At 73.6% G+C, this 19,951-nt stretch carries 18 protein-coding genes, 1 tRNA gene and 1 riboswitch; of the genes, 8 read left to right on the forward strand and 11 right to left on the reverse strand.

What is annotated here, in order from left to right; translation table 11 throughout:
* Positions 1-2 precede the first annotated feature (2 nt).
* From cmk to O2V63_RS07875, 3 genes are all read left to right on the forward strand, one after another.
* Positions 3-710 (forward strand): (d)CMP kinase, encoded by a 708-nt coding sequence (gene cmk, locus O2V63_RS07865; protein WP_269164259.1) that lies wholly within the window; start codon positions 3-5, stop codon positions 708-710.
* Positions 707-2,080 carry a ribosome biogenesis GTPase Der gene (der, locus tag O2V63_RS07870; protein ID WP_269166992.1) on the forward strand — a complete coding sequence of 458 codons (1,374 nt, stop codon included), beginning with the start codon at positions 707-709 and terminating at the stop codon, positions 2,078-2,080. The genes cmk and der overlap by 4 nt, the downstream gene beginning before the upstream one ends.
* Positions 2,081-2,155: 75 nt before the next feature.
* Positions 2,156-2,229, forward strand: a tRNA-Pro gene (locus O2V63_RS07875).
* Here O2V63_RS07875 and O2V63_RS07880 read toward each other — a convergent pair.
* From O2V63_RS07880 to O2V63_RS07895, 4 genes are all read right to left on the reverse strand, one after another.
* On the reverse strand, positions 2,221-2,523 hold the full coding sequence (locus O2V63_RS07880; RefSeq protein WP_269166993.1) for a tyrosine-type recombinase/integrase: 303 nt from the start codon (positions 2,521-2,523) through the stop codon (positions 2,221-2,223). The two genes, O2V63_RS07875 and O2V63_RS07880, sit on opposite strands and share 9 nt — an antisense overlap.
* An 80-nt stretch (positions 2,524-2,603) precedes the next feature.
* The gene (locus O2V63_RS07885; RefSeq protein WP_269166994.1) at positions 2,604-3,263 is read right to left on the reverse strand and encodes a hypothetical protein; all 660 of its coding nucleotides are present in this window, start codon (positions 3,261-3,263) and stop codon (positions 2,604-2,606) included.
* A gap of 66 nt (positions 3,264-3,329) precedes the next feature.
* Complete coding sequence (locus tag O2V63_RS07890) at positions 3,330-4,022, reverse strand: class F sortase (RefSeq protein WP_269166995.1); 693 nt, start codon at positions 4,020-4,022, stop codon at positions 3,330-3,332.
* Between the two features lie 99 nt (positions 4,023-4,121).
* On the reverse strand, positions 4,122-4,889 hold the full coding sequence (locus O2V63_RS07895; RefSeq protein WP_269166996.1) for a hypothetical protein: 768 nt from the start codon (positions 4,887-4,889) through the stop codon (positions 4,122-4,124).
* Positions 4,890-5,525: 636 nt separating this feature from the next.
* Here O2V63_RS07895 and O2V63_RS07900 point away from each other — a divergent pair.
* On the forward strand, positions 5,526-5,723 hold the full coding sequence (locus O2V63_RS07900; protein ID WP_269166997.1) for a hypothetical protein: 198 nt from the start codon (positions 5,526-5,528) through the stop codon (positions 5,721-5,723).
* 40 nt (positions 5,724-5,763) lie between these two features.
* Here O2V63_RS07900 and O2V63_RS07905 read toward each other — a convergent pair whose 3' ends face one another.
* The 3 genes from O2V63_RS07905 to O2V63_RS07915 form a co-directional block, all read right to left on the reverse strand.
* Entirely contained in the window at positions 5,764-7,026 is a 1,263-nt protein-coding gene (locus O2V63_RS07905; protein ID WP_269166998.1) for a cytochrome P450, read from the reverse strand.
* 467 nt (positions 7,027-7,493) lie between these two features.
* Complete coding sequence (locus tag O2V63_RS07910) at positions 7,494-8,300, reverse strand: LysM peptidoglycan-binding domain-containing protein (protein ID WP_269166999.1); 807 nt, start codon at positions 8,298-8,300, stop codon at positions 7,494-7,496.
* Position 8,301: 1 nt separating this feature from the next.
* A riboswitch (cyclic di-AMP (ydaO/yuaA leader) is annotated at positions 8,302-8,457 on the reverse strand.
* A gap of 259 nt (positions 8,458-8,716) precedes the next feature.
* A complete protein-coding gene (locus tag O2V63_RS07915; RefSeq protein ID WP_269167000.1) occupies positions 8,717-10,204 on the reverse strand; it encodes an alkaline phosphatase in 1,488 nt (495 codons plus the stop codon).
* 273 nt (positions 10,205-10,477) lie between these two features.
* On the opposite strand from O2V63_RS07915, the gene O2V63_RS07920 reads away from it, so the two are divergent.
* The 4 genes from O2V63_RS07920 to O2V63_RS07935 all read left to right on the forward strand — a co-directional run bounded on the left by O2V63_RS07920 (position 10,478) and on the right by O2V63_RS07935 (position 15,705).
* Positions 10,478-11,881, forward strand: coding sequence for a threonine/serine ThrE exporter family protein (locus O2V63_RS07920; RefSeq protein ID WP_269167001.1), 1,404 nt, complete (start codon positions 10,478-10,480; stop codon positions 11,879-11,881).
* A gap of 248 nt (positions 11,882-12,129) precedes the next feature.
* A complete protein-coding gene (locus O2V63_RS07925) occupies positions 12,130-13,131 on the forward strand; it encodes a sugar ABC transporter substrate-binding protein (RefSeq protein ID WP_269167002.1) in 1,002 nt (333 codons plus the stop codon).
* A 1-nt stretch (position 13,132) separates the two neighbouring features.
* Positions 13,133-14,632, forward strand: a complete 1,500-nt coding sequence (locus O2V63_RS07930; RefSeq protein WP_269167003.1) for a sugar ABC transporter ATP-binding protein — start codon at positions 13,133-13,135, stop codon at positions 14,630-14,632.
* Positions 14,632-15,705: an ABC transporter permease gene (locus O2V63_RS07935; protein ID WP_269167004.1), complete on the forward strand. Its 1,074-nt coding sequence runs from the start codon at positions 14,632-14,634 to the stop codon at positions 15,703-15,705. The genes O2V63_RS07930 and O2V63_RS07935 overlap by 1 nt, the downstream gene beginning before the upstream one ends.
* Positions 15,706-15,747: 42 nt before the next feature.
* Here the strand turns inward: O2V63_RS07935 and O2V63_RS07940 are convergent, their stop codons facing one another.
* The 4 genes from O2V63_RS07940 to O2V63_RS07955 are packed head-to-tail and all read right to left on the reverse strand — an operon-like array spanning position 15,748 to position 19,910.
* Positions 15,748-16,527 carry an SDR family NAD(P)-dependent oxidoreductase gene (locus O2V63_RS07940; protein WP_269167005.1) on the reverse strand — a complete coding sequence of 260 codons (780 nt, stop codon included), beginning with the start codon at positions 16,525-16,527 and terminating at the stop codon, positions 15,748-15,750.
* An 18-nt stretch (positions 16,528-16,545) separates the two neighbouring features.
* Positions 16,546-17,364 carry an SDR family NAD(P)-dependent oxidoreductase gene (locus tag O2V63_RS07945; RefSeq protein ID WP_269167006.1) on the reverse strand — a complete coding sequence of 273 codons (819 nt, stop codon included), beginning with the start codon at positions 17,362-17,364 and terminating at the stop codon, positions 16,546-16,548.
* Positions 17,361-18,179, reverse strand: coding sequence for a MoaF C-terminal domain-containing protein (locus O2V63_RS07950; RefSeq protein ID WP_269167007.1), 819 nt, complete (start codon positions 18,177-18,179; stop codon positions 17,361-17,363). The genes O2V63_RS07945 and O2V63_RS07950 overlap by 4 nt, the downstream gene beginning before the upstream one ends.
* A 54-nt stretch (positions 18,180-18,233) precedes the next feature.
* Positions 18,234-19,910, reverse strand: coding sequence for an amidohydrolase (locus O2V63_RS07955; protein WP_269167008.1), 1,677 nt, complete (start codon positions 19,908-19,910; stop codon positions 18,234-18,236).
* Between the last annotated feature and the right edge of the window lie 41 nt (positions 19,911-19,951).

The following is a 19,951-nucleotide window of genomic DNA, read 5'->3' on the forward strand; positions in this document are numbered from 1 at the left end:
CAGTGAGTGAGCAGGGGAGTGCAGCAGTGGGGGAGTTCCTCGGGCAGGTGACCCTGGACGGGCCGTCGGGGACCGGGAAGTCGAGCGTCGCCCGGGACGTCGCCGCCCGGCTGGGGGCCGCATATCTGGACACCGGCGCCATGTACCGGGCGGCGACCGTCGCGGTGCTCGACGCCGGGGTCGACCTGACCGACACCGACGCCGTGACCCGCGCCGTCGCCTCCGCCGACATCCAGGTCGGGACGTCGGCCGGCGCGGAGCTGGTGCTGGTCGACGGCGTGGACGTGGCTGCCCGGATCCGGGGGGCCGAGGTGACCCGTACGGTGTCGCCGGTCTCCGCCGTCCCGGCTGTGCGCCGGATGCTGGTCGACCGGCAGCGTGCGCTGGTCGCGGAGGCCGACGCGGTCGTCGTCGAGGGCCGGGACATCGGCACGGTCGTCCTGCCCGACGCCACCCTGAAGGTCTACCTGACCGCCGCACCCGAGGCCCGCGCCCAGCGGCGGGCCGGTCAGCTGGGGGTCACCGACCCCGCCAAGATCGCCGAGATCGCCGCGGACCTGCGGCGTCGCGACGAGTACGACAGCAGCCGGGCCGACAGCCCGCTGCGCCCAGCTGTCGACGCCGTGGTCGTCGACAGCACCGGGCTGGACCGTGATGCCGTGGTCGAGCGTGTGCTCGACCTGGCGCGCACTGCAGTGGGAGCAGCATGAGCATGGACAACGACCTCGACGTCCCCGGTGGTGACGAGCCCACCGGCCCGCTCCCGGTGGTGGCCATCGTGGGGCGGCCGAACGTCGGCAAGTCGACCCTGGTCAACCGGTTCCTGGGCCGTCGCGCCGCTGTCGTCCAGGACATCCCCGGCGTCACCCGGGACCGCATCCCGTACCAGGCGCTGTGGAACGGCAAGAACTTCACCGTCGTCGACACCGGCGGCTGGGAGCCGAAGGCGACCGGCATGGCCGCCTCCATCGCCCGGCAGGCCGAGTACGCGATGAAGACCGCCGACGTGATCGTGCTGGTCGTGGACGCCGCGGTCGGGGTGACCGAGACGGACCTGGCCGCCGCCCGGGTGCTGCGCCGCAGCAAGACGCCGGTGATCCTGGTGGCCAACAAGGTGGACGACGAGCGGGGCGAGTCGAACGCCGCCGAGCTGTGGTCGCTGGGCCTGGGGGAGCCGTTCTCGGTCAGTGCGCTGCACGGCCGGGGGAGCGGTGACCTGCTCGACCTGGTGCTGGACGCGATGCCGGAGGCACCCCGCGAGCAGGACGACGTGGGCGGCCCCCGCCGGGTGGCCCTCGTCGGCCGGCCGAACGTCGGCAAGTCCAGCCTGATCAACCGGCTGTCCAAGGAGGAGCGCTCGGTCGTCGACTCGGTGGCCGGCACCACGGTCGACCCGGTCGACTCCCTGGTGACCCTCGGCGGGGAGCAGTGGCGGTTCGTCGACACGGCGGGGCTGCGCCGCAAGGTCAACACCGCCAGCGGCACCGAGTACTACGCCAGCCTGCGGACCGAGGCCGCGATCGAGGCCGCCGAGGTCGCGGTCGTGCTGCTGGCCGCCGACGAGGTGATCAGCGAGCAGGACCAGCGGGTGATCACCCAGGTGATCGAGGCCGGTCGGGCGCTGGTCATCGCCTTCAACAAGTGGGACAACGTCGACGAGGACCGGCACGCCCAGCTGGAGAAGGAGATCGACCGTGACCTGGCCCGGATCCAGTGGGCCAGCCGGGTCAACATCTCGGCGACCACCGGTCGCGGGGTGAACAAGCTGGCCGGTCACCTGAAGACGGCGCTGGCCGGCTGGGAGACCCGGGTGCCCACCGCGGAGCTGAACACCTTCATCCGGGCGCTGGTGCAGGAGACGCCGCCGCCGGCTCGTGGCGGCCGCGCCCCGAAGATCAAGTACGTGACCCAGGCCGACATCCGGCCGCCCCGGTTCGTCGTCTTCTCCACCGGCTTCCTGGAGGCCGGGTACCGGCGGTTCCTGGAGCGCAAGCTGCGCGAGCAGTTCGGTTTCCACGGCACCCCGATCGACGTCTCTGTCAAGGTGCGCGAGACCAAGGGGCGCGAGCGCAAGGGCTGACCCGGCCCACGGGGCAGCGGCCCGGGTGCGGTAACCTTCTCGGGCAGCGTCCGGGGCCGTGAGGCACCTGGGGCTCGGGCTGTAGCGCAGCTTGGTAGCGCACTTGACTGGGGGTCAAGGGGTCGCAGGTTCAAATCCTGTCAGCCCGACAGAAGAAATCGCACGTCAGAGGCCGTTTCCGGGAGACCGGGAACGGCCTCTGCTGCTGTTCCGGGTGGTTCGACCACCATCTGACCACCATTAGTCGACCCTGAGTCGGTCAGGTCGGTGCCCAGGGTGGCCACGGCGTCTCGGGAGACGTCGGGGGAGATGTGGCCGTAGACGTCGCCGGTGATGGTGATGGAGGAGTGGCCGAGGACGTCCGAGACCACCGTGAGCGGCACGCCGTGGCTGAGCATGGCGCTGGCTGCGGAGTGCCGCTCCGCGGCTTGGGCGCGTTGCACGTCGTGACGCAGGTGATCATCGGGCGCGGAGATCGGCTCGAGGCCGGGGGAACGAGTCCGTCGTCTCGGTGGGCGATCCTCTACCAGCTCCGCAAGCAGAACTCGAAGATCCCGAAGCCGCGGGTGACTTGAGAGATCGACCCCTCACCCTCGCGTATCAAGTCCCGCCTCGTCGTCACCGCCGTCGACAACGCCGTCGCCCGACGGGCCGCCGACAGGGCCGAGGCGGCGCCAGCGCGGTCGGGCGGGGCAGCGCCGGTCACCGTGTCGACGCCCCCGGCGAGCACCGGCATGAGCCCGGTGAACAGCATCGCGAGTCCGGTGACCACCAGGGTCGGTCCTGCGCTGGAGACCTGGTTCAGTACGGCGAGCGTGGCCGCGGTCATGGCCAGGCCGCCACCGGTCGTCGCCAGGTCGGGCAGCCGCTGCCCGGCGGCTTGGACGAGCACGACTGCGGCGATGCCGCAGGCCAGGGGCGGCAAGGTCCACGGCCCAGCTGTCAGCGGCGTCAACCCGGGGACGAGCTGCAGGTACTGGGCGGCGAGGAAACCGATGCCGGCCAGCACCACCGATCCAAGGGTCAGCACTCCGAGGGCCACGGTCAGTCGGCGTTCACCGAACCAGGTGAAGTCCACGAGGGGGCGGGTGAGCCGCTGCTCCCGGCGGGCGAAGGCGGTCGCCGGGACCGAGCAGACCGGCGAAGAGCGCGAGCAGGCAGTGCCCCGGCTGCGCTGGTCCAACGCCGGGCACCCACCCCGGGCGGTGGATCATCGCTACTGCGTGGTCAATCGCACGCTGGGCCGTGCTCAACGGATGCCGGTGAGCGAGGCGTAGACGACGATGTTGTCGGCGTAGTCCCGGGAAGCCGAGTCGAAGGCGCCCCCGCAGGTGATCAGCCGGAGTTCGGGACCGGTGGTGTTGCCGTAGACCTCGATGGTCGGGAAGTCGGCCTTGGGGTGGACCTCGACCCGGTCGACGGTGAAGGCCGCGACGCTTCCGTCGGCGCGGGTGACGTCGACGCTGTCGCCGGGCGTGAGCGCCCCGAGGTCGAAGAAGATGCCGGGGCCGTCGGCGGCGGAGTCGACGTGCCCGAGCAGCAGCGCAGGGCCAACGGCACCCGGGCGGGGTGAGCCGGTGTACCAGCCGGCCTGCAGGACGTCCTCGAGTGGTGGCACCTGGACCGTGCCGTCGTCGTTGAGGCCGAGCTCGATCAGGTCCGAGCGGGCATCGATGGCCGGGATCTCCAGGGCGACGGGCCGGGGGGCTTCGGCCGCCGGGGTCGTGGGCGCGGTCTCCGGAGGCGAGGGTGCGGCGACCACGGGCGATGGAGGTGCAGCGGGCACGTCGGTGGCCGGGACCGCTGCCGCTGCGGCGGCTGGCTGCGGTGGGCTCTGCTGGCCGGTGACGGCGATGACCAGTGCGACGGCGGCGACCACGGCGAGCACCACGGCCGCCGCCGCGGGCAGGAGGAACCGGTGGCGACCGGCGGTCGGGATCATCGGAGCTCCTCGCTGTCGGCGGGTGCGGCCCCGCACTGCACCGGTGGTGCCGTGCGGGGCCGAGGGGGCGGCCCAGCCGCTGGGCCGCCCCGGTCCGACTCAGGCCTGGTTGCCGGCCCGGCGGCGGTAGGCGACGGCGCCGGTGGCGGCGGCACCGGTCAGCGCAAGCGCACCGACCCCGATCGCCGTGGTCTGCTCCAGCCCGGCCGTGCTGCCCGCACCGGTGTCGGCACCGCCACTGGGCACCCCGGCCATCTGCGCGACCTCCAGCACCCCGCAGGCCGCAGGCACGGTGGCCTCCAGCGGCAGCGACGGGTCCAGCGGGCTCATGGCGTCCCCGTCGTAGGCGCCGCTGTCATCCAGGTCCACCCCGTGCACGACGATGACCCCGGTGCCGTTGCGCAGCCCGTCGACCACGTCGGCTCCGACGGTGAAGGTGCGGTCGTAGTCCTCCGTGCCACCCGGGGCGGTCGGGAACCGCTCCACGGCCAGCGCACTGTCCGGGCTGGTGTCGCCCTCGGTGGTCAGCGAGGCCGCGATCGGCCCGTAGCTGGGGGCCGCCTCCGGGGTGGACACCACGCCGTCCCCGTCGGTGTCGGCTGCCGGGGTCGGGCAGGTGCCCTCGGCGCCCAGGTGGATGTGCTGGGCGTGCGGTGAGCCGGCCAGCAGCCCCGCGGCGTCGATGGTGACCATCGCCTGGTCCCCGTCGATGGTGACCATCGCCGTGCCGCTGACCCCCGAGTCGTTGAGGGCCCCCAGGTCAGCCTGGTAGCTGGTGGCCTCTGCGGCGGCCGCACCGGTCATGGTCAGCAGCGGGAACGCGGCGGCCGCGATGGCCACGGCCGGAGCTGCGAGTGCCTTGCGCATGGAGTGTCTCCTCTGAGTCGTGTGCACGCCGTCCTCGTCCAGGACGACCGGCCCGGTCCAGCGACCGCGCCGATGGACGTCACAGGCACCAGAGGCACCCGCCGCCCACCCCCTCCCATTCGGGACGGGGTGCCCAGCGGATGCGACACGGTTGGTCGCGCGCACCTCCCCCCGCCGGGGTCATCCGGAGCCGTGACCCGGGGTGTCTTCCCGGAATGGCTCCGCGGCGACCCATGCCCGGCATTCAGCGGCGTACAACACGGCTGGACGCATCGTCGCCAGTTGGACACAGCTTCGTCACGGGTCCGCAATGAGGCGGGGACGGTACGTCGGCCTGACCTGAGTCCTGCGGTCGCGAGCCTCCGCGGCTGGAAGAGACCGAAGATGACTCGGGGATCGTCGGCCTGGGCCAGGCATGGAGACAGGTGGTTGCCCGTGGGCGCACCGCTCCCTCCATCGCCTCGGCCGTCAGCCCGACAGAGCACGACACAGGGGCCGTTCCCGGACCGGGCGCGGCCCTGTGTGCGCCCGGGGCCGTTCGCGCTCGGCGCCGGGTGTGGTCGACTGGAGTTCCGGCCTCGCGTGCCGATCCGTCTGATGTCCCCTCCGGGACGTACACCGATGAGGGGATGTGTCGTGGAGCACTTGCGCCGCCTGCAGGTCGAGAAGCCCGTGGTCTTCTGGGCCGTCGTGCTGCTGGGCTTCTTCGTGGCCTTCCAGCTGCTGCTGTTCGTGGCGGGGCTGCTGCTGGGCCCGTTCGGGCTGCCGGCCTGGGCGCCCATCGCGGTGGTGCTCGCCGGCCTCGTGATCGTCGCCCGCCGGCAGCAGCGCTGACCCGGCCGCCGGGCCGGGACGACCGGCCCGGCGGTTCCGGTCAGAAGGAGACCGGGAGCTCCTCGACGCCGTAGACGAAGGAGAGCCCGCGCCAGGGGAGCTGCTCCTCGGGAACGGCGAGCGCCAGGTCCGGGAAGCGGCGGAACAGCGCCGGGAGCGCGATGCGGAGCTCCATCCGAGCGAGTTCGGCACCGACGCAGCGGTGCATCCCGTGGCCGAACGCCAGGTGTCCGCCGGCGGGGGACCGGTTCGGCTGGAACTGGTCGGGCTGCGGGCCTGCCCAGGCCGGGTCGCGGTCGGCCCCGCTGAGGGAGACGGCGACGAGGTCACCCTGCTGGATCGGGCAGCCGGACAGCTCCAGGTCCTGCTTCGCGAACCGCGGGAAGGCCACCTGGACCACCGACAGGTAGCGGAGCAGCTCCTCCACCAGACCGTCGATCTCGGCCGGTGAGCCGTCCCGGACGATGGCGGCGTGGGCGGGGTCGCGCAGCAGCACCATGGTGCCCAGGGAGATGGAGCTGGCGGTGGTCTCGTACCCGCCGGTGACGATCCCGTCGACGAGACCCGCGAGGTCGTCGTCGGAGATGCCGTCGCCCTCGGCCTGGAGGATCCGCCCGATCAGGCCGTCCCCGGGCGCCGTCCGTTGCCGCGCCACCACGTCGAGGAGGATCCGCTTCTGCTCGGACACCGCGCCGAGCGCCGCGGCCGCGCCCCCCGTGGCGTCGAAGCGCTGGGTGCCCAGCCGGACGAAGGCCTCGTGATCGGCGTCGTCCAGCCCCAGCAGCCCGCAGATCACGTCCATCGGGACCCGCCAGGAGACGTGCTCGGCCAGGTCCGCTGGTGATCCCGCGGCCGCGAGCTCGTCCAGCCGGCGGGTGACGATCGCCTCGACCGTGGGCTCCAGCCGGTCCAGCCGGCGCCGGGTGAACTCCGGGGCCACGAGCTTGCGCAGCCGGGTGTGCAGCGGCGGGTCGGTGAACCCCAGGCCGCCGACGTCTGCCGTCGACCCCGGTCCGGCATCGCCGAACAGGTGCCGGATGTCGTTGCTGTAGGAGTCGCGGTCGGTCAGGACGGCGCGGGCCTGCTCGTAACCGGTCACGAGGTGCGCCCGGAGACCCATGGGCAGCTCGAGTCGCTCCACCGGGCAGCGGGTGCGCAGTTCGGCGAGCTCCGGCACCGGGTCCACCCCGCGTCGCAGCAGGGGCAGCCGGGCGCTCTCCGGGAAGAAGGTCAGCTCGGTGAGGTCGATGCCCTTCTTGCGGATCCGCCGCTCCACGATGCGGCCCAGCCATGCCTGGGCCATGGCCCGTGCGCTGCGCTGGCGCCGCGGCCATCCGCTCGACCTGCGCGTCGCCGGGCGGGTGGCCAGGGCCACGGTCCGCCCTACGCGGCGACGCCTGGACCTGCGTGGTGGTGAGAAGTCGGTCGTGGACATGATCCCTCGTCGTCGTCCGGCACCGGCGCGACGGCAAGCCACGCCGAGCCCATCGGTGAGCCACACCCGGCCTGCGCCGAGTGCTGCTCGTGCGACGTCCGCCGTGCAACGACGTCGTGGGACCTCGATCGGATCACGGGCCGTGCGCGGTCGCCGTCGACGGTGTCCGCGCCGTGGCGGGCCGTCCGTGGCAGTGGGCTCTACCCCGACCATCCCATGCGGACGGTCGGCGACCGTCGGCGGCCCGCCGGGGTCGGAGACGGACAGTGCCCCCGTGCCCGCGGTTACGGGCAGGGGGGCACTGTCGTCACCCTGGTGGAGCGCGGTCGGGCGGCTCAGCCCGCCTGGTAGTTCACGTGCGGGTGGTCCATGTGGTTGGCCGTGGCGCTCCCGCGGTCGGCCATGGGGCTCCACGAGCCGGTCGGCGAGGACAGCATGCGCTGGTGCCAGATGATGTACTCCACGCCGAGCGCGTCCCAGTTCGCCACGTGGTACTGGACGATCGCATCGCCGAGCGCCGTGTCGGACAGCACCATGTAGTCCAGCGCCAGCCCGGACGGGTGGCCGCCCGGGTCAGCTGCGCTCGGTCGTGTCCCGCCGATGGTGATGCCGGCGGCGCCCGGCACGTTGCTCACGACGGCGTTGGCGGCTGCCGCCGCCCGCGGCTGGACGGGACCGGCGTTGTTGGTGATCGACGCGACCGGGGACTGCGCGGCCGCGACCAACGCCTGGACCGGAGCCGGTGCGGCGGCCGGTGCCGGAGCCGGTGCGGCGGCCGGTGCCGGAGCCGGTGCGGCGGCCGGTGCCGGAGCCCCGGTGCCGGAGACGGCCAGTACCTGCCCCGGGGTGATGACGTTGGGGTTGCTGCCGATGACCCCGACATTGCGCTGGTAGAAGGCCTGCCAGGGCTGGCCGTGGGCCGCCGCGATCCTGGCGACCGTGTCGCCCGGCTGCACGGTGTACTGGGCCACCTGGGCGGCTGCGGGTGCAGCCACCACCGCGGGCGGCGCGGCAGTGGTGGTGTGGGCCTGGGCCGGGAAGGCCAGGGCACCCAGCGTGACGGCGGAGACGCCTGCGACGACGGGGATGCCGACGACGATCTCCTTGGTGCGGACGAAGCGAGGTGCGCGGTGCTTGGGCATGGTGATCTCCGATCACCGCCGAAGGGGTTAGCTGTCGGGTTCGGGCGATCGGTGCCCGGCCGGCGACGCCGGCTTCACCCCGAGGCGCGCCGTCTGATCTGTCGGCGCGCCGTGTGCGGTGGGTCCCCCACCCCTGCCCTGAGGGTCCTGGATGGCAGCCGGCAGGCAGGGTTGGGCGGACCGGCGCCACGCCCACGACGTCGGCGTGACCGGAACGTTATGTACCCGCACGCAGGCTGTCCTCGTGACGGCCGTCACGTCATCGGCGTGCCGTCGACGGCACGCCGTCCGCCGGCAGGTCGAGACGGTCCGACCCGCCGCCGCGGCGCCGAGCAGCGGGCCCAGACGCGCAGTCCCGCGCAGGCGACGGCAGCCTCACCGTCGCCTGCGCGGGGATCACTCCTGCTGCCGACCGGTCAGCGACCCAGCGCGCGGGTCACGTCGCCGATCCCCTCGAAGGTCTCGTCTCCCAGGCGTCGCTCCAGCTCGGCGACGACGGCCTCGGGTGCGCCGTGGTCGCGCACCGCCTGCACCAGGTCGGACCCGGCGATCGGGAAGTCGACGCGGTTGAGCCAGCGCAGCACCTGGTCGCGGGTGACGACCGTGCCGGGGCCGTCCCCGCCGCTGGTCGGGCCGGAGAACAGCGACTCCTGGACGACCTGGTGCACGAAGGTGTTGTCGTAGTAGCCCGAGAGCCGCTCCGCGCCGGGTCCCATCGCGGTCAGCGGGACGTCGGCGTTCGTGTGCCCGCTCGTCGTCCAGTCGACGACGAACTGGAACTCGGACCCGGCGATGTCGAAGGGCCCGTCCTCGGTCGACGGCGGGATGCCGCTCTCGTCCTCGGTGCCGGTGTCCTCGACCGCCATGCCGCCGGTCTCGTGGTCGGCGGTGGTGACCAGCAGCGTGTCGTCGTCCCGCTCGGCGAACTCCTCGGCGACCGCCACGGCCTCGTCCATCAGGGCGACGGCCTCGATGGTCTTCTCGGCGTTGTTGGCGTGACCCTGTTCGTCGACCGCCTCTTCCTCCACGATGAGGAGGAAGCCCTCCTCGTTCCGGGACAGGACGTCGACGGCCTTCTGGGTCATCTCCGCCAGCGACACGATGCGCTCGTTGGTGCCGACCGGCTCGGGCTCGGAGACGAACATCGTGCGGTTGGCGAACAGGCCCAGCAGCTGGTCGCCCTCTGCGGCGGCGAGCCCCTCGGCGTCGCTGACGTACCCGTAGCCGAGTTCCTCGGCCCGCTGGACGAGGTCGCCCTGGTCGCTCAGGCCCTCGCCGCCCTCGATCGCCCCCTCGTCCCCGGCGGGGTACCAGAAGTCCTCCCCGCCGCCGAGGAGGACGTCGACACCGGTCTCCTCGATGTACTGGCGGGCGATCTCCGTCTGCATGTCCCGGTCCTCGACGTGGGCACCGAAGGCAGCAGTGGACGCGTCGGTGATCTCGCCGGTGGTGACCAGGCCGGTGGACAGCCCGGCCGCCTCGGCCTGCTCGATGAGGGTCTCGACCTCGTTGCCCTCGGCGTCCAGGCCGATGGCGCCGTTGTAGGTCTTCACGCCGCTGGCGTAGGAGGTGGCCCCGGCGGCGGAGTCGGTGATGAAGCCCTCCGGGTCGGCGGAGTCGGTCTTGACCAGGCCGGCGTAGGGCAGGCTGTCCATGACCAGCTCGCCCTCGAGGCCGACGGTGGCGAGTGCGCCGGCGTTGCGCGCGGCCACGCCCATGCCGTCGCCGATGAAGAGGATCGCGTTCTGCGCCTTGCCCTGGGCATGTGGTCCCTGGCCGCGGTCGTCGTCGCCGGCGGCCGCGGTGCCGACCCCGCCGACGGTGAACGCGACGGTCGCTGACAGTGCGCCGACGGCGATGGCCAGCGGCCAGGGCCGCGCCCCGGACGTGTGTGTCTGCTGCATGACTCTCCCAGTGGACGGTGGACCTGCCCGCCGGCTCCCGGCGGCACCTGCGACGCTGGCAAGCCGAGGTGAAGCGGACGGACCCGTCCGGTGAACCGGGTCGGTACAGCCGGACGACGGCTGACCGGTGGAGGAGCGCGTGCCCGTTCGCACGGTGAGGCCTCGCTGATGCGGTCGGCCGGCGCCGGTGCCCGTCGTCGGAGTGGGGAAGGCCACGAGTCGCCGGTGGTCGGCGGCCGTGACTTCACGTCAGCGCTCCGTAACCTGACCGGGATGAAGCCCACGACCCGGGACCGCAGCCGGCGGTTCGCTCGCTTGCCGGACCGGGCGCGCAAGGCGATCTCCGGCTCCGGGCCGCCGACGGCACCCCTCGCGCTGCGCGCCCGGCCCAGCCCGGTCGACGCGGGCACCGCGCGCTCGGCGCTGGGTCTGGCCCTCCGCATCGGGGAGTCGATGATGGCGGTCGGGGCCTCGGCGGCCGACGTGACCGCCACGGTGCTCCGCGTGGCGGCGGCCTACGGGTTGACCGACTGCCAGGTCGACATCACCTTCACGTCACTGACCATCAGCTGGGACCCCGACGACGTCCCGCCGCTGATGCTGATGCGCATCGTCCGGCCCCGGGGGCTGGACTACACCCGGCTCCAGGGGATCACCGACCTGGCGGCGGCGATCAAGGGCGAGGGCCTGGGCCTGGAGGACGCGCACCGCCAGCTGGACGACGTCCTGGCCGCACCGCACCCCTACCGCCGGTCGATCCACGCACTCGGCTGGTCGGGTGTGGCGGGCTTCGTCGCCTTCCTGCTCGGTGGTGGCTGGCTGGTGGCCCTGGTCGCGGCGGTGACCACGGCCGCGATCGAGCAGACGATCCGCGCGCTCGACCGGCGTGGGCTCCCGATGTTCTTCCAGCAGGTGGCCGGTGCGGCGGTGGCCACGGCGTCGGCCGTCCTGCTCGTCGTCTGGGAGGTCGAGGTCCGCACCTCGCTGGTCGTCGCCGCCGGGATCGTGGTGCTCCTGGCAGGGCTCTCCTTCGTGGGCGCCGCCGAGGACGCGATCAGCGGCTTCCCGGTCACCGCGGCGGCACGGGGCTTCGAGGTGCTGACGCTGACGACCGGGATCGTCGTCGGCATCGCCGCGGTCCTGGACCTGGCACAGCGGGCGCAGGTACCGCTGCGGGTGCTCGACCCGGGAACGGCCGGCGTGCCGTTCGCCGTGACGCTGGCCGCGGCCGCCGGGATGGCCGGGGCGTGGGCACTGGCCTCGCACGCCCGCCCGGCCGCCATCGGGGTCGCCACGGCAGCCGGCGCGCTGGCGTGGGCGACGGCGTCGGCGACCGCGGCCTTCGGTGCCGGTCCCGCGGTGGCGAGTGCGGCGGCGGCCATCGTCGCCGGGTTCTGCGGGGAGTCGCTGACCGATCGGCTCCGGATCCCGCCCCTGCTCGTCGCGGTCTGCAGCATCGTCCCGCTGCTGCCCGGGCTGACCATCTACCGCGGGCTCTTCGCGGTCGTGGTGGAGGGAGACGTCGGCCGTGGGGTGAACGGGCTCGTCGGGGCCGCGGCGATCGGGCTGGCGCTCGCCGCCGGCGTCGTGCTGGGCAGGTTCTTCGGCCGGCCGCTGGGTGGTCGGCGGGACCGGTTCGACCGGCGGGTGCGGCGCCGCGCGACCAGCGCCGGCTGAGATCGCCCCCGCTGTCCGAGGGGGCCGGGCCGGTCAGCCCGGGCGGGTGCGCGAAACGGCGAGATCGGGTGCACGCGGTGGTCGTCGGCCGGCGCGGATCAGCCCGAGGGTCTACCGAACAGCTCACCGTCGCCGGGTGATGCCGTCAGCGGAGCTCGCTCCGGTCACCACCCCGCGGGACCAGTTCCCGGGGTGGCCGGGATCCGTCCGGTCCTGACGCCGTCCCCTCTGGAGAGATCGAGGCCCTCATGTCCGCACGCCGTCACCGAGCCACCGCCGCCGTCGTCGGGCCGCTCGCGGTGGTCCTGGCGCTCACCGGTTGCAGCACCACGAGTGAGAGCAGCACCGCCACGGCCACCCCTGCGGGAGGGGACACCGAGGTCGACACGATCCTGTTCGACTTCCCGTTCACCTCGCTGCCCATCTACTCAGTGCTCAGCCAGCAGATGCAGGACTACGCCGAGGAGCAGGGCGTCACCGTCGAGTTCACCAACGACAACAGCGACCTGTCGACGCAGGTGTCCAACCTGACCACCTACCTCAACAGCGACGTCGACGCGGTGGTGTCCTTCCCGATGGACCCGGCCAGCATCGACTCGATCGCCCAGCAGTACCTGGACGCCGGCAAGTACTGGGTCACCTACGGCGGCGACCTGGAGAACCAGAGCAGCACGCTGCAGTTCAGCTTCACCGAGTCCGGGCGGATGCTCGGGGAGGACGCCGGCCGGTGGGCGCAGGAGAACCTCGGCGAGGCCCCCACGGTGCTGGTGCTGGAGGACCAGCTGACCCAGATCGGGCAGGAGCGGACCAGCGGGATCCTCGAGGGCCTGCGCAGCGCCGCTCCCGATGCCGAGATCGTCGCCCAGCAGCAGGCGGTGACCCCGCAGGAGGCGCTCACGGTCACCAACTCGGTGCTGGCGGCGAACCCCGACGTGGACGTGGTGCTGGCCGCCGTCGGTGACGCCGCCCAGGGCGCCTACCAGGCCCTGCTGTCCTCCGGCCGGGCCGCGGACGACCCGGAGACCTACGTCGGCGGGCTCGACGGGAACCTCTCCCTGTTCCAGGCGATGCAGGAGGGCGACCTCGTGCGGGGCGTGGTGACCGTGAAGTCCGAGGACATCGTGAAGGCGACCATCGACATCCCCCTGGCCCTGGGCCGCGGGGAGGAGCCGGAGACCGACGTCCCGGTGCACCTGGTCACCCCGGACAGCCCCGACCTGCAGGAGTACGTCACCGCCTTCGGCGGCTGACGTGACCGTCTCCGTCCGCGGCCTCACCAAGAGGTACGGCCCGACCCTGGCGCTCGATCGCGTCGACCTGGACATCGCCGCCGGTGAGGTGCACGCCCTGCTCGGGCACAACGGCGCCGGCAAGTCCACGGTGATCACGTGCCTCGGCGGGGGCACCGCACCCAGCGCCGGCTCGATCACCATCGGTGGGACGACGCACGCCGCACTGGACCCCCGGTCCTCCATCGCCGCAGGGATCGCGGTCATCTACCAGCACCTGAGCCTCATCGACCGGCTCGACGTCACCGAGAACCTCTTCCTCGGTCAGGAGGCGACGACGGCGGGGGTCTTCCTGCGCCGCGCCGACCATCGTGCGCGTGCGGTGCGCCTGCTGGAGCGGGTGGGCCTGGACGTCTCCCCGGACACCCCGGTCCGGCAGCTGACCATCGGCCAGCGGCAGCTGGTCGAGATCGCGAAGGCGCTGAGCCGGGATGCACGGCTGCTGGTCCTGGACGAGCCGAGCGCCGCGCTGTCCCCGGTGGAGTCCCGCCGGCTTGCCGACCTGGTGCGACTGCTCAAGGCCGAGGGGATCGCCGTCCTGTACGTGACCCACCTGCTCAACGAGGTCGTCGAACTGGCCGACCGCACCACGGTGATGCGGGACGGGCGGGTCGTGTGGTCCCAGCCGATGGCCGGGGTCAGCAAGACCGACCTGGTGACCGCGGTGAGCGGCCGCGCGCACGGGGCGGCCGTGGCGCCGCGGCCGGTGGACCCGGACACGGCACCGGCGCTGGCCGTCGACCACCTGCAGGCACCAGGCCTGCACGACGTCTCCCTGGTGGTCCGCCCCGGGGAGATCGTCGGCCTCTACGGGCTGGTGGGGTCCGGCCGGTCGCGGCTGCTGGAGACCCTCTTCGGCCGCCGGCGAGCCACCTCCGGCACGGTCGCCGTGGACGGGCGCACGGTGGGCGTCGGCCGTCCCGACGACGCCCTCCGCGCCGGGCTCGCGCTCGTCCCCGGTGACCGGCTCCGGCAGGGGCTCTTCGGCTCCCTGTCGTCCGGGGAGAACACCGTGCTGCGGGTCATGTCGCTCACCGCGCGTGCGGGGTGGCGCCGGCCCCGGGCGGAACAGGAGGTCTTCCGGAGCACCGCCGCCGCCTTCGGCCTGCGCCCGGCCGACCCGGCGGTGCCGGTCTCCCGGCTGTCCGGCGGCAACCAGCAGAAGGTGCTCATCGCCCGCTGGGTCAACGACCGGGCCGGTACCCGGGTCCTCCTGCTGGACGACCCGACCCAGGGGGTGGACGTCGGCGCCCGGGCCGAGATCTACGACGTCCTGCGGCAGGTCGCCGCCGAGCGGGGGCTGGCGGTGCTGTTCGCCAGCAACGACCCCGACGAGGTCGTCGCGCTGGCACACCGCTGCCTGGTGATGCGCCAGGGCCGGGTCGTCGACGAGCTCGACATGCGGGACACCGACGAAGAACAGCTGCTCGACCTCATCCACAGCGAGCTGGAGCCCTCCTGATGACGACCGCCACCCCTCCCACCGTCGACGGTGCCGACCGTCGCCCGCCGTCCACCGGTCACGCCGCCGCGGCACCGTCCCCGGTGGCCGCCGCCGCGGGCTGGCTGGTCCAGAACCCGCTGCTGGTGCTGCTCGTGGTGATGGTGGCCGGCGTGCAGCTGGCCACCGGCGCGCAACTGGGCTGGGGCAACCTGCGGGGCGTCTTCCTGGACGCGGCGGTCATCGCGATCGTCGCCGCCCCGGTCGCGATGCTGGTGATCGCCGGCTACATCGACCTCTCGGTCGGGTCGACCCTGGCCCTGGGCGGGGTGGTGGCCGGCAAGGTGGCGCAGTCCGGCGGGTCCCCATTGGTCGCCGTCGGGGCGGCGCTGCTGGCCGGCGCCGCCGTCGGGGTGGTCAACGCGGTGCTGGCGACGGTGTTCGGGCTCTCCTCCTTCATCGTGACCCTGGGCATGCTCACCGCGGTCCGGGGCGTCGCGCAGCTGGTGAGCCCGCTGCCGCTGAGCAACTTCGGGGAGGCCTTCGGCTTCCTGGGCATCGGCAACATCGCCGGGATCCCGCTCCCGGCGCTGCTGGCCGTCGCCGTGCTGCTGACCGCCGGGGTGTTCCTCACCCGCACGCCGGCCGGGCGGCACGTCTACGCGATCGGGGTGAACCGGGAGGCCGCCTACCTGTCCGGGGTCGACGTGCGGCGCATCCCGTTCCTGCTGTTCGTCACCAGCGGGGCCGCGGCCGGGCTGGCCGGCGCGATCACCGTCGCCCGGCTCAACAGCGCTCCGGCGGGTCAGCTCGGCGGCGGCTTCGAGCTGGCGGTGATCACCGCGGTGCTGCTCGGCGGCATCGCGCTCACCGGCGGGGAGGGCAGCATGGTCGACGTCCTGGTCGGGGTGCTGTTCATGGGACTGCTCCGCAACGGCCTCACGCTGCTGGGCGTCACCACGTTCTGGCAGAACGTCGCCAGCGGCCTCGCGCTGGTGGCGGCGATCGCCATCGCCGCGGCCACCCACTCCGTCCGCGGGAAGATGCAGACCCGGGAGGCTCGACGGCTCGACGACGCGGCTCCCACCGGCTGACGCGCACCCGGCCGGGGGCGGCTGCCCTCGGCCGGGCCCGGGCTACGGGGTGGGGTCGGTGGCGAACTCGTACGGCGGGACGGCGGGCCGGGCGAGGTAGCCGAAGTCGGAGACGACCGAGGTGCCGTTGATCGGGGCGCTCACCGGCGAGGCGAGGAACGCGGCGTGCCGGGCCAGGTCCGCCGGCTGCATGACCGGCAGGTCGCTGCCGGCGAACCCGTCGGGCCGGCCCAGGTCGGCCCGCGACATCGGGGTGTCGACGACGCCGGGGCACAGGCAGTTGACGCGCACCTCGGGGTGGTCGACCGACAGCGAGCGGGTGAGCATCAGCACCGCGCCCTTGGAGGTGTTGTAGGCGCTCATCCCCTCGAACGCCACGAGCGCCGCGTCCGAGGCGATCAGCACGATGGTGGCGACCGGGCTGGGTCGCAGCGCCGGGACGGTGTGCTTGGCCAGCAGGAAGTTGCCGCGGACGTTCACCGCCATCACCTGGTCCCAGTCGGCGACGCTCACCTCCGCAGCCGGTGTCCCGGCCGGGCCGGAGATCCCCGCACACCCGAGGACGGTGTCCAGCCGGCCGAACCGGTCGAGGACGGCGGCCACGGCCGTGCGCACGTCGGCCTCGACCGTCACGTCGGCCCGGACGAACAGGGCCTCGTGACCCCGGTCGCGCAGCAGCGCGGCGACCTCCTCGCCGGCCGGGTCACGGTCGAGGAGGGCGATCTGCGCGCCCTCCTCGGCCAGCGCGTCGGCACACGCCCGCCCGATGCCGGAAGCACCACCGGTGATCAGCGCGACCCGGTCGCGCAGCTGCAGGTCCATGGTCCGGTCTTCCTGTCCTCAGCGGTCGTCGACCGGGCGGTCGTCGACCGACACCCGGGGGTCGAAGGGCACCGTGCCCACGTCCACGGCCACCTGCCCGCCGTCGACCGGGACCACCGCCGCGTTGACGTAGCGGGCCTGGTCCGACAGCAGCCAGGCGATGCACGCGGCGACCTCCTCGGCGCCGGCCGGCCGGCGCGCCGGGACCAGCGAGGTCACCAGCCCGTAGGCGGCGCTGGGGGAGAGGCCGCGCGGACCGCCGAACTCCGCCATCTCCGCGTCGGCCATCTCGGTCGCCGTCCACCCGGGGCACACCACGTTCGCCCGCAGTCCCTGGGGGCCGTAGTCGACGGCGAGGGACTGGGTGAGCGCGGTGGCGGCCGCCTTCGAGGCGGCGTAGACCGACATCTCCGCGCTGGCCCGCAGGCCGGCCACCGAGGCGACGGTGACCACGGCGCCGCGGGACGCCAGCAGGTGCGGCAACGCGGCCCGGAGCACGTGGTAGAGGCCGCCGACGTTGACCCGCAGCGTCGCCTCGAATGCCTCGGGGGAGACGTCCAGCAGCGCGCCGGGGTGCATCACCCCGGCATTGAGCACCAGGCCGTCGAGGCGGCCGAAGTGGTCGACGGTGCGCTGCACGACCCGGGCGGCGTCCGCCGGGTCGGCGACGTCGCCGGCCACGGCGAGCCCGCCGGTCTCCTGCGCCGTCCGCTCCAGCGGTTCCGGCCGGCGACCGCAGACGACGACCCGGGTCCCGGTGCGCGCCAGCGTGCGGGCGGTCGCCGCACCGATGCCGGCGCCGCCGCCGGTGACCAACGCGACCCGGGGAGGGGTCACGGCGTGGTGACCGGCGGTGCCACGGACAGGGGCTGTGCGTAGGCGCCCATCGTGAGGTCGACCAGCTCACCGCTGAACTGGTCGAGCGCGAACTGGATGCCCACCGAGCGCAGCTGGGTCAGGTCGACCAGCACCATGCCCTCGACGCCCAGCAGCTTCTCCAGCCAGGAGAAGAGGTACACCCCCTCGCGGATCTTCCAGTGCACGCACCGCTCGGTGTCCGCCTCGCCCTGCTCGGCACCGCCCATGCAGACCCAGGTGAAGAGGCGGTCGGTGAGGTAGACGTGGTCGTAGACGTCGTCGCTGCTGTAGCGGTAGCGGATCCGCCGGCCGACCAGCTCGGTGGTCGGCTGGTGGGGGTGCGGGTCCGTCCGCCCTCCGTCGACGGTCGCCTGGAACCACTGCTGCCGGGCGCGGTGCGGCTGCGGCTCCAGGCCGAGCTGGGCCAGGGCCCCGGTCGCTGCGCCGTTGCGCAGGTCCAGCGCCATGGACGCTGCCTCGGGCTGGGGGAGCCCCTGCCACAGCTGGTGCACGTAGAACAGCTGGTCGGCCAGCTCGAAGGCCGAGTAGCCGGCGGTGCCGCTGCGCTCCGGGTGGTCGCCGACGCGCAGCACCCAGTCGAGCCGGCGGTCGTCGGTGAACCGCTGCTCGAGGGAGAACTCCTCGCCGCCGTCGGTGAGGGCGCCGGTCAGGGTCACGGTCCGGCCGACCAGTGCGCCGGACACCGGCGGGCGGAACTCGTCGAAGCCCTCGGCCATCTCGGTCAAGGGGGTCCAGGACTGCGCGTCCCAGGCGAACTCGCCTCTGCCGCTCACGGTTCTCCTCGTCGTCGTGCTGGTCAGGTCGGTCTCGGCGCAGCCGAGTGGGTGTCAGGGGTGGGTGGTCGGGCGGTCGGCGGTGTGCACCAGCCGGCCGGCGAACCAGGTGCCCAGCACCTGGGTGGCGTGGACCTGGGTCGGGTCCACCGTGAAGACGTCGCGGTCCAGGACGATGAAGTCCGCGGACCGGCCGGGGGTGAGGCGGCCGGTCACGTCGCCGAGCCCCATCGCCTCGGCCGGGTGCGTGGTGAAGGCGGTGACCGCCTCCTGCACGGTCAGCGCCTGCCCGGGGTTGAGCGTCCCGGGCACCGCGGGGTCGGGGTTGCGGCGGGTGACCATGGCCTCCAGCCCGGTCCACGGGTCGGGGGTGGGTGCGGCGCAGGGCCAGTCCGACCCGGCGGCGACCACCGCCCCCGAGTCGAGGAAGTCGCGGAACGGCCAGGACGCCGCGACCACCTCCTCGGGTACGTGGGCGGCGATGCTGTCCTGGATCACCCCGGGGAACCAGATGTAGGGGGAGGCGTCGGCGACCACATCGAGCGCGGCGAACCGGGGCAGGTCGTCGGGGTGCACGTACTCGGCGTGGGCGATCTGGAAGCGCGGCCCGGGCCCGCGGCGGGCGCGCACCTGCTCCACGGCATCGAGCACGAGCCGCACCGAGGCGTCCCCGGTCGCGTGGAACTTCGCACCCAGGCCCAGGTCGTGACACCGCTCCACCTCGGCGACCAGGTCGGGCAGGTCGTAGTACAGGTCGCCGGTCGTGGCGGGCTCGCCGTGCCGGCACAGGTAGGGCTCCAGCAGCGCCGTCGTCCGGGTCATCGGCACGCCGTCCAGCACGATCTTCACGAAGTCCGGGCGCACCAGCTCGCTGCGCTGGGCCCGGGCCTCGGCGATGAGCTCCCCGCCGACCGCGCCGTCCTCGAGGAACGGGCGCACGGGGAGGGAGGCGACCACCCGCAGCGTCAGCTCCCCCTCCGCCTCGAGCTCGCGCAGCGCGGCCAGGGGCGCGCCCATGGTCGCGGCCTCCTGCACGCTGGTGATGCCGTAGGAGTTCAGCACCCGGATCGCGGTGGCCACCGCTTCCCGCATGCGCGCCTGCGGATCGGCGACCGACGCCGCGAAGGCCGACTCGGCCCGGGCGGAGGCCAGCTCGTGCAGCACGCCGGTGAGCCGGCCGGCGTCGTCCCGGACGTAGCGGCCGCCCTCCACGTCCGGGCTGTCCGGGCCCACCTCCATGAGCTCCAACGCCCGCGAGCTGACCCAGCGGTTGTGCATGGTGTCGTCGCGCAGCAGCACCGGCCGCCCGCCGCTGGCCTCGTCGAGGGCCAACCGGTGGCGCTCCTCGGCCAGCTGACCGAGCAGGGTGCTGCCGAGGATGCCGCCGACGACCCAGGCGTCCGGCTCCAGCCGGCCGGCCCACGCCCGCACCTTCGCCAGCACGTCGTCCAGCGAGTCGCTCGGCAGCAGGGGCAGCTCGAACGCCGCCTGGGCGCCGGCCAGGTTCAGGTGCACGTGCCCGTCGACCAACCCCGGGAGCACCAGCGCGCCGGCCAGGTCGTGCACCTCCGTGTCCGGGCCGCGGTGCCGAGCGACCTCCTCGACCGTCCCGACGTCCAGCAGCAGCCCGTCCCGGACCGCCAGCGCCTCGGCCCACGGGCGCGCCGGGTCCGACGTCCAGACGCGTCCTCCGGTCACGACGAGGTCAGCGGCGAGCGGGGTGGGGGACATCGGGCCTCCGGGTGGACGTGGGCGGGCGGGGAACGCGCGGT

Source organism: Modestobacter sp. VKM Ac-2977, assembly GCF_026968045.1.
Classification (GTDB): Bacteria; Actinomycetota; Actinomycetes; order Mycobacteriales; family Geodermatophilaceae; genus Modestobacter.

Coding starts and splice junctions, on each gene's coding strand:
- der (WP_269166992.1), top strand. CDS start 707: ATGAGCATGGACAACGACCTCGACGTCCCCGGTGGTGACGAGCCCACC.
- O2V63_RS07890 (WP_269166995.1), bottom strand. CDS start 4,022: ATGATCCCGACCGCCGGTCGCCACCGGTTCCTCCTGCCCGCGGCGGCG.
- O2V63_RS07895 (WP_269166996.1), bottom strand. CDS start 4,889: ATGCGCAAGGCACTCGCAGCTCCGGCCGTGGCCATCGCGGCCGCCGCG.
- O2V63_RS07905 (WP_269166998.1), bottom strand. CDS start 7,026: ATGGCCCAGGCATGGCTGGGCCGCATCGTGGAGCGGCGGATCCGCAAG.
- O2V63_RS07910 (WP_269166999.1), bottom strand. CDS start 8,300: ATGCCCAAGCACCGCGCACCTCGCTTCGTCCGCACCAAGGAGATCGTC.
- O2V63_RS07915 (WP_269167000.1), bottom strand. CDS start 10,204: ATGCAGCAGACACACACGTCCGGGGCGCGGCCCTGGCCGCTGGCCATC.
- O2V63_RS07920 (WP_269167001.1), top strand. CDS start 10,478: ATGAAGCCCACGACCCGGGACCGCAGCCGGCGGTTCGCTCGCTTGCCG.
- O2V63_RS07925 (WP_269167002.1), top strand. CDS start 12,130: ATGTCCGCACGCCGTCACCGAGCCACCGCCGCCGTCGTCGGGCCGCTC.
- O2V63_RS07935 (WP_269167004.1), top strand. CDS start 14,632: ATGACGACCGCCACCCCTCCCACCGTCGACGGTGCCGACCGTCGCCCG.
- O2V63_RS07940 (WP_269167005.1), bottom strand. CDS start 16,527: ATGGACCTGCAGCTGCGCGACCGGGTCGCGCTGATCACCGGTGGTGCT.
- O2V63_RS07955 (WP_269167008.1), bottom strand. CDS start 19,910: ATGTCCCCCACCCCGCTCGCCGCTGACCTCGTCGTGACCGGAGGACGC.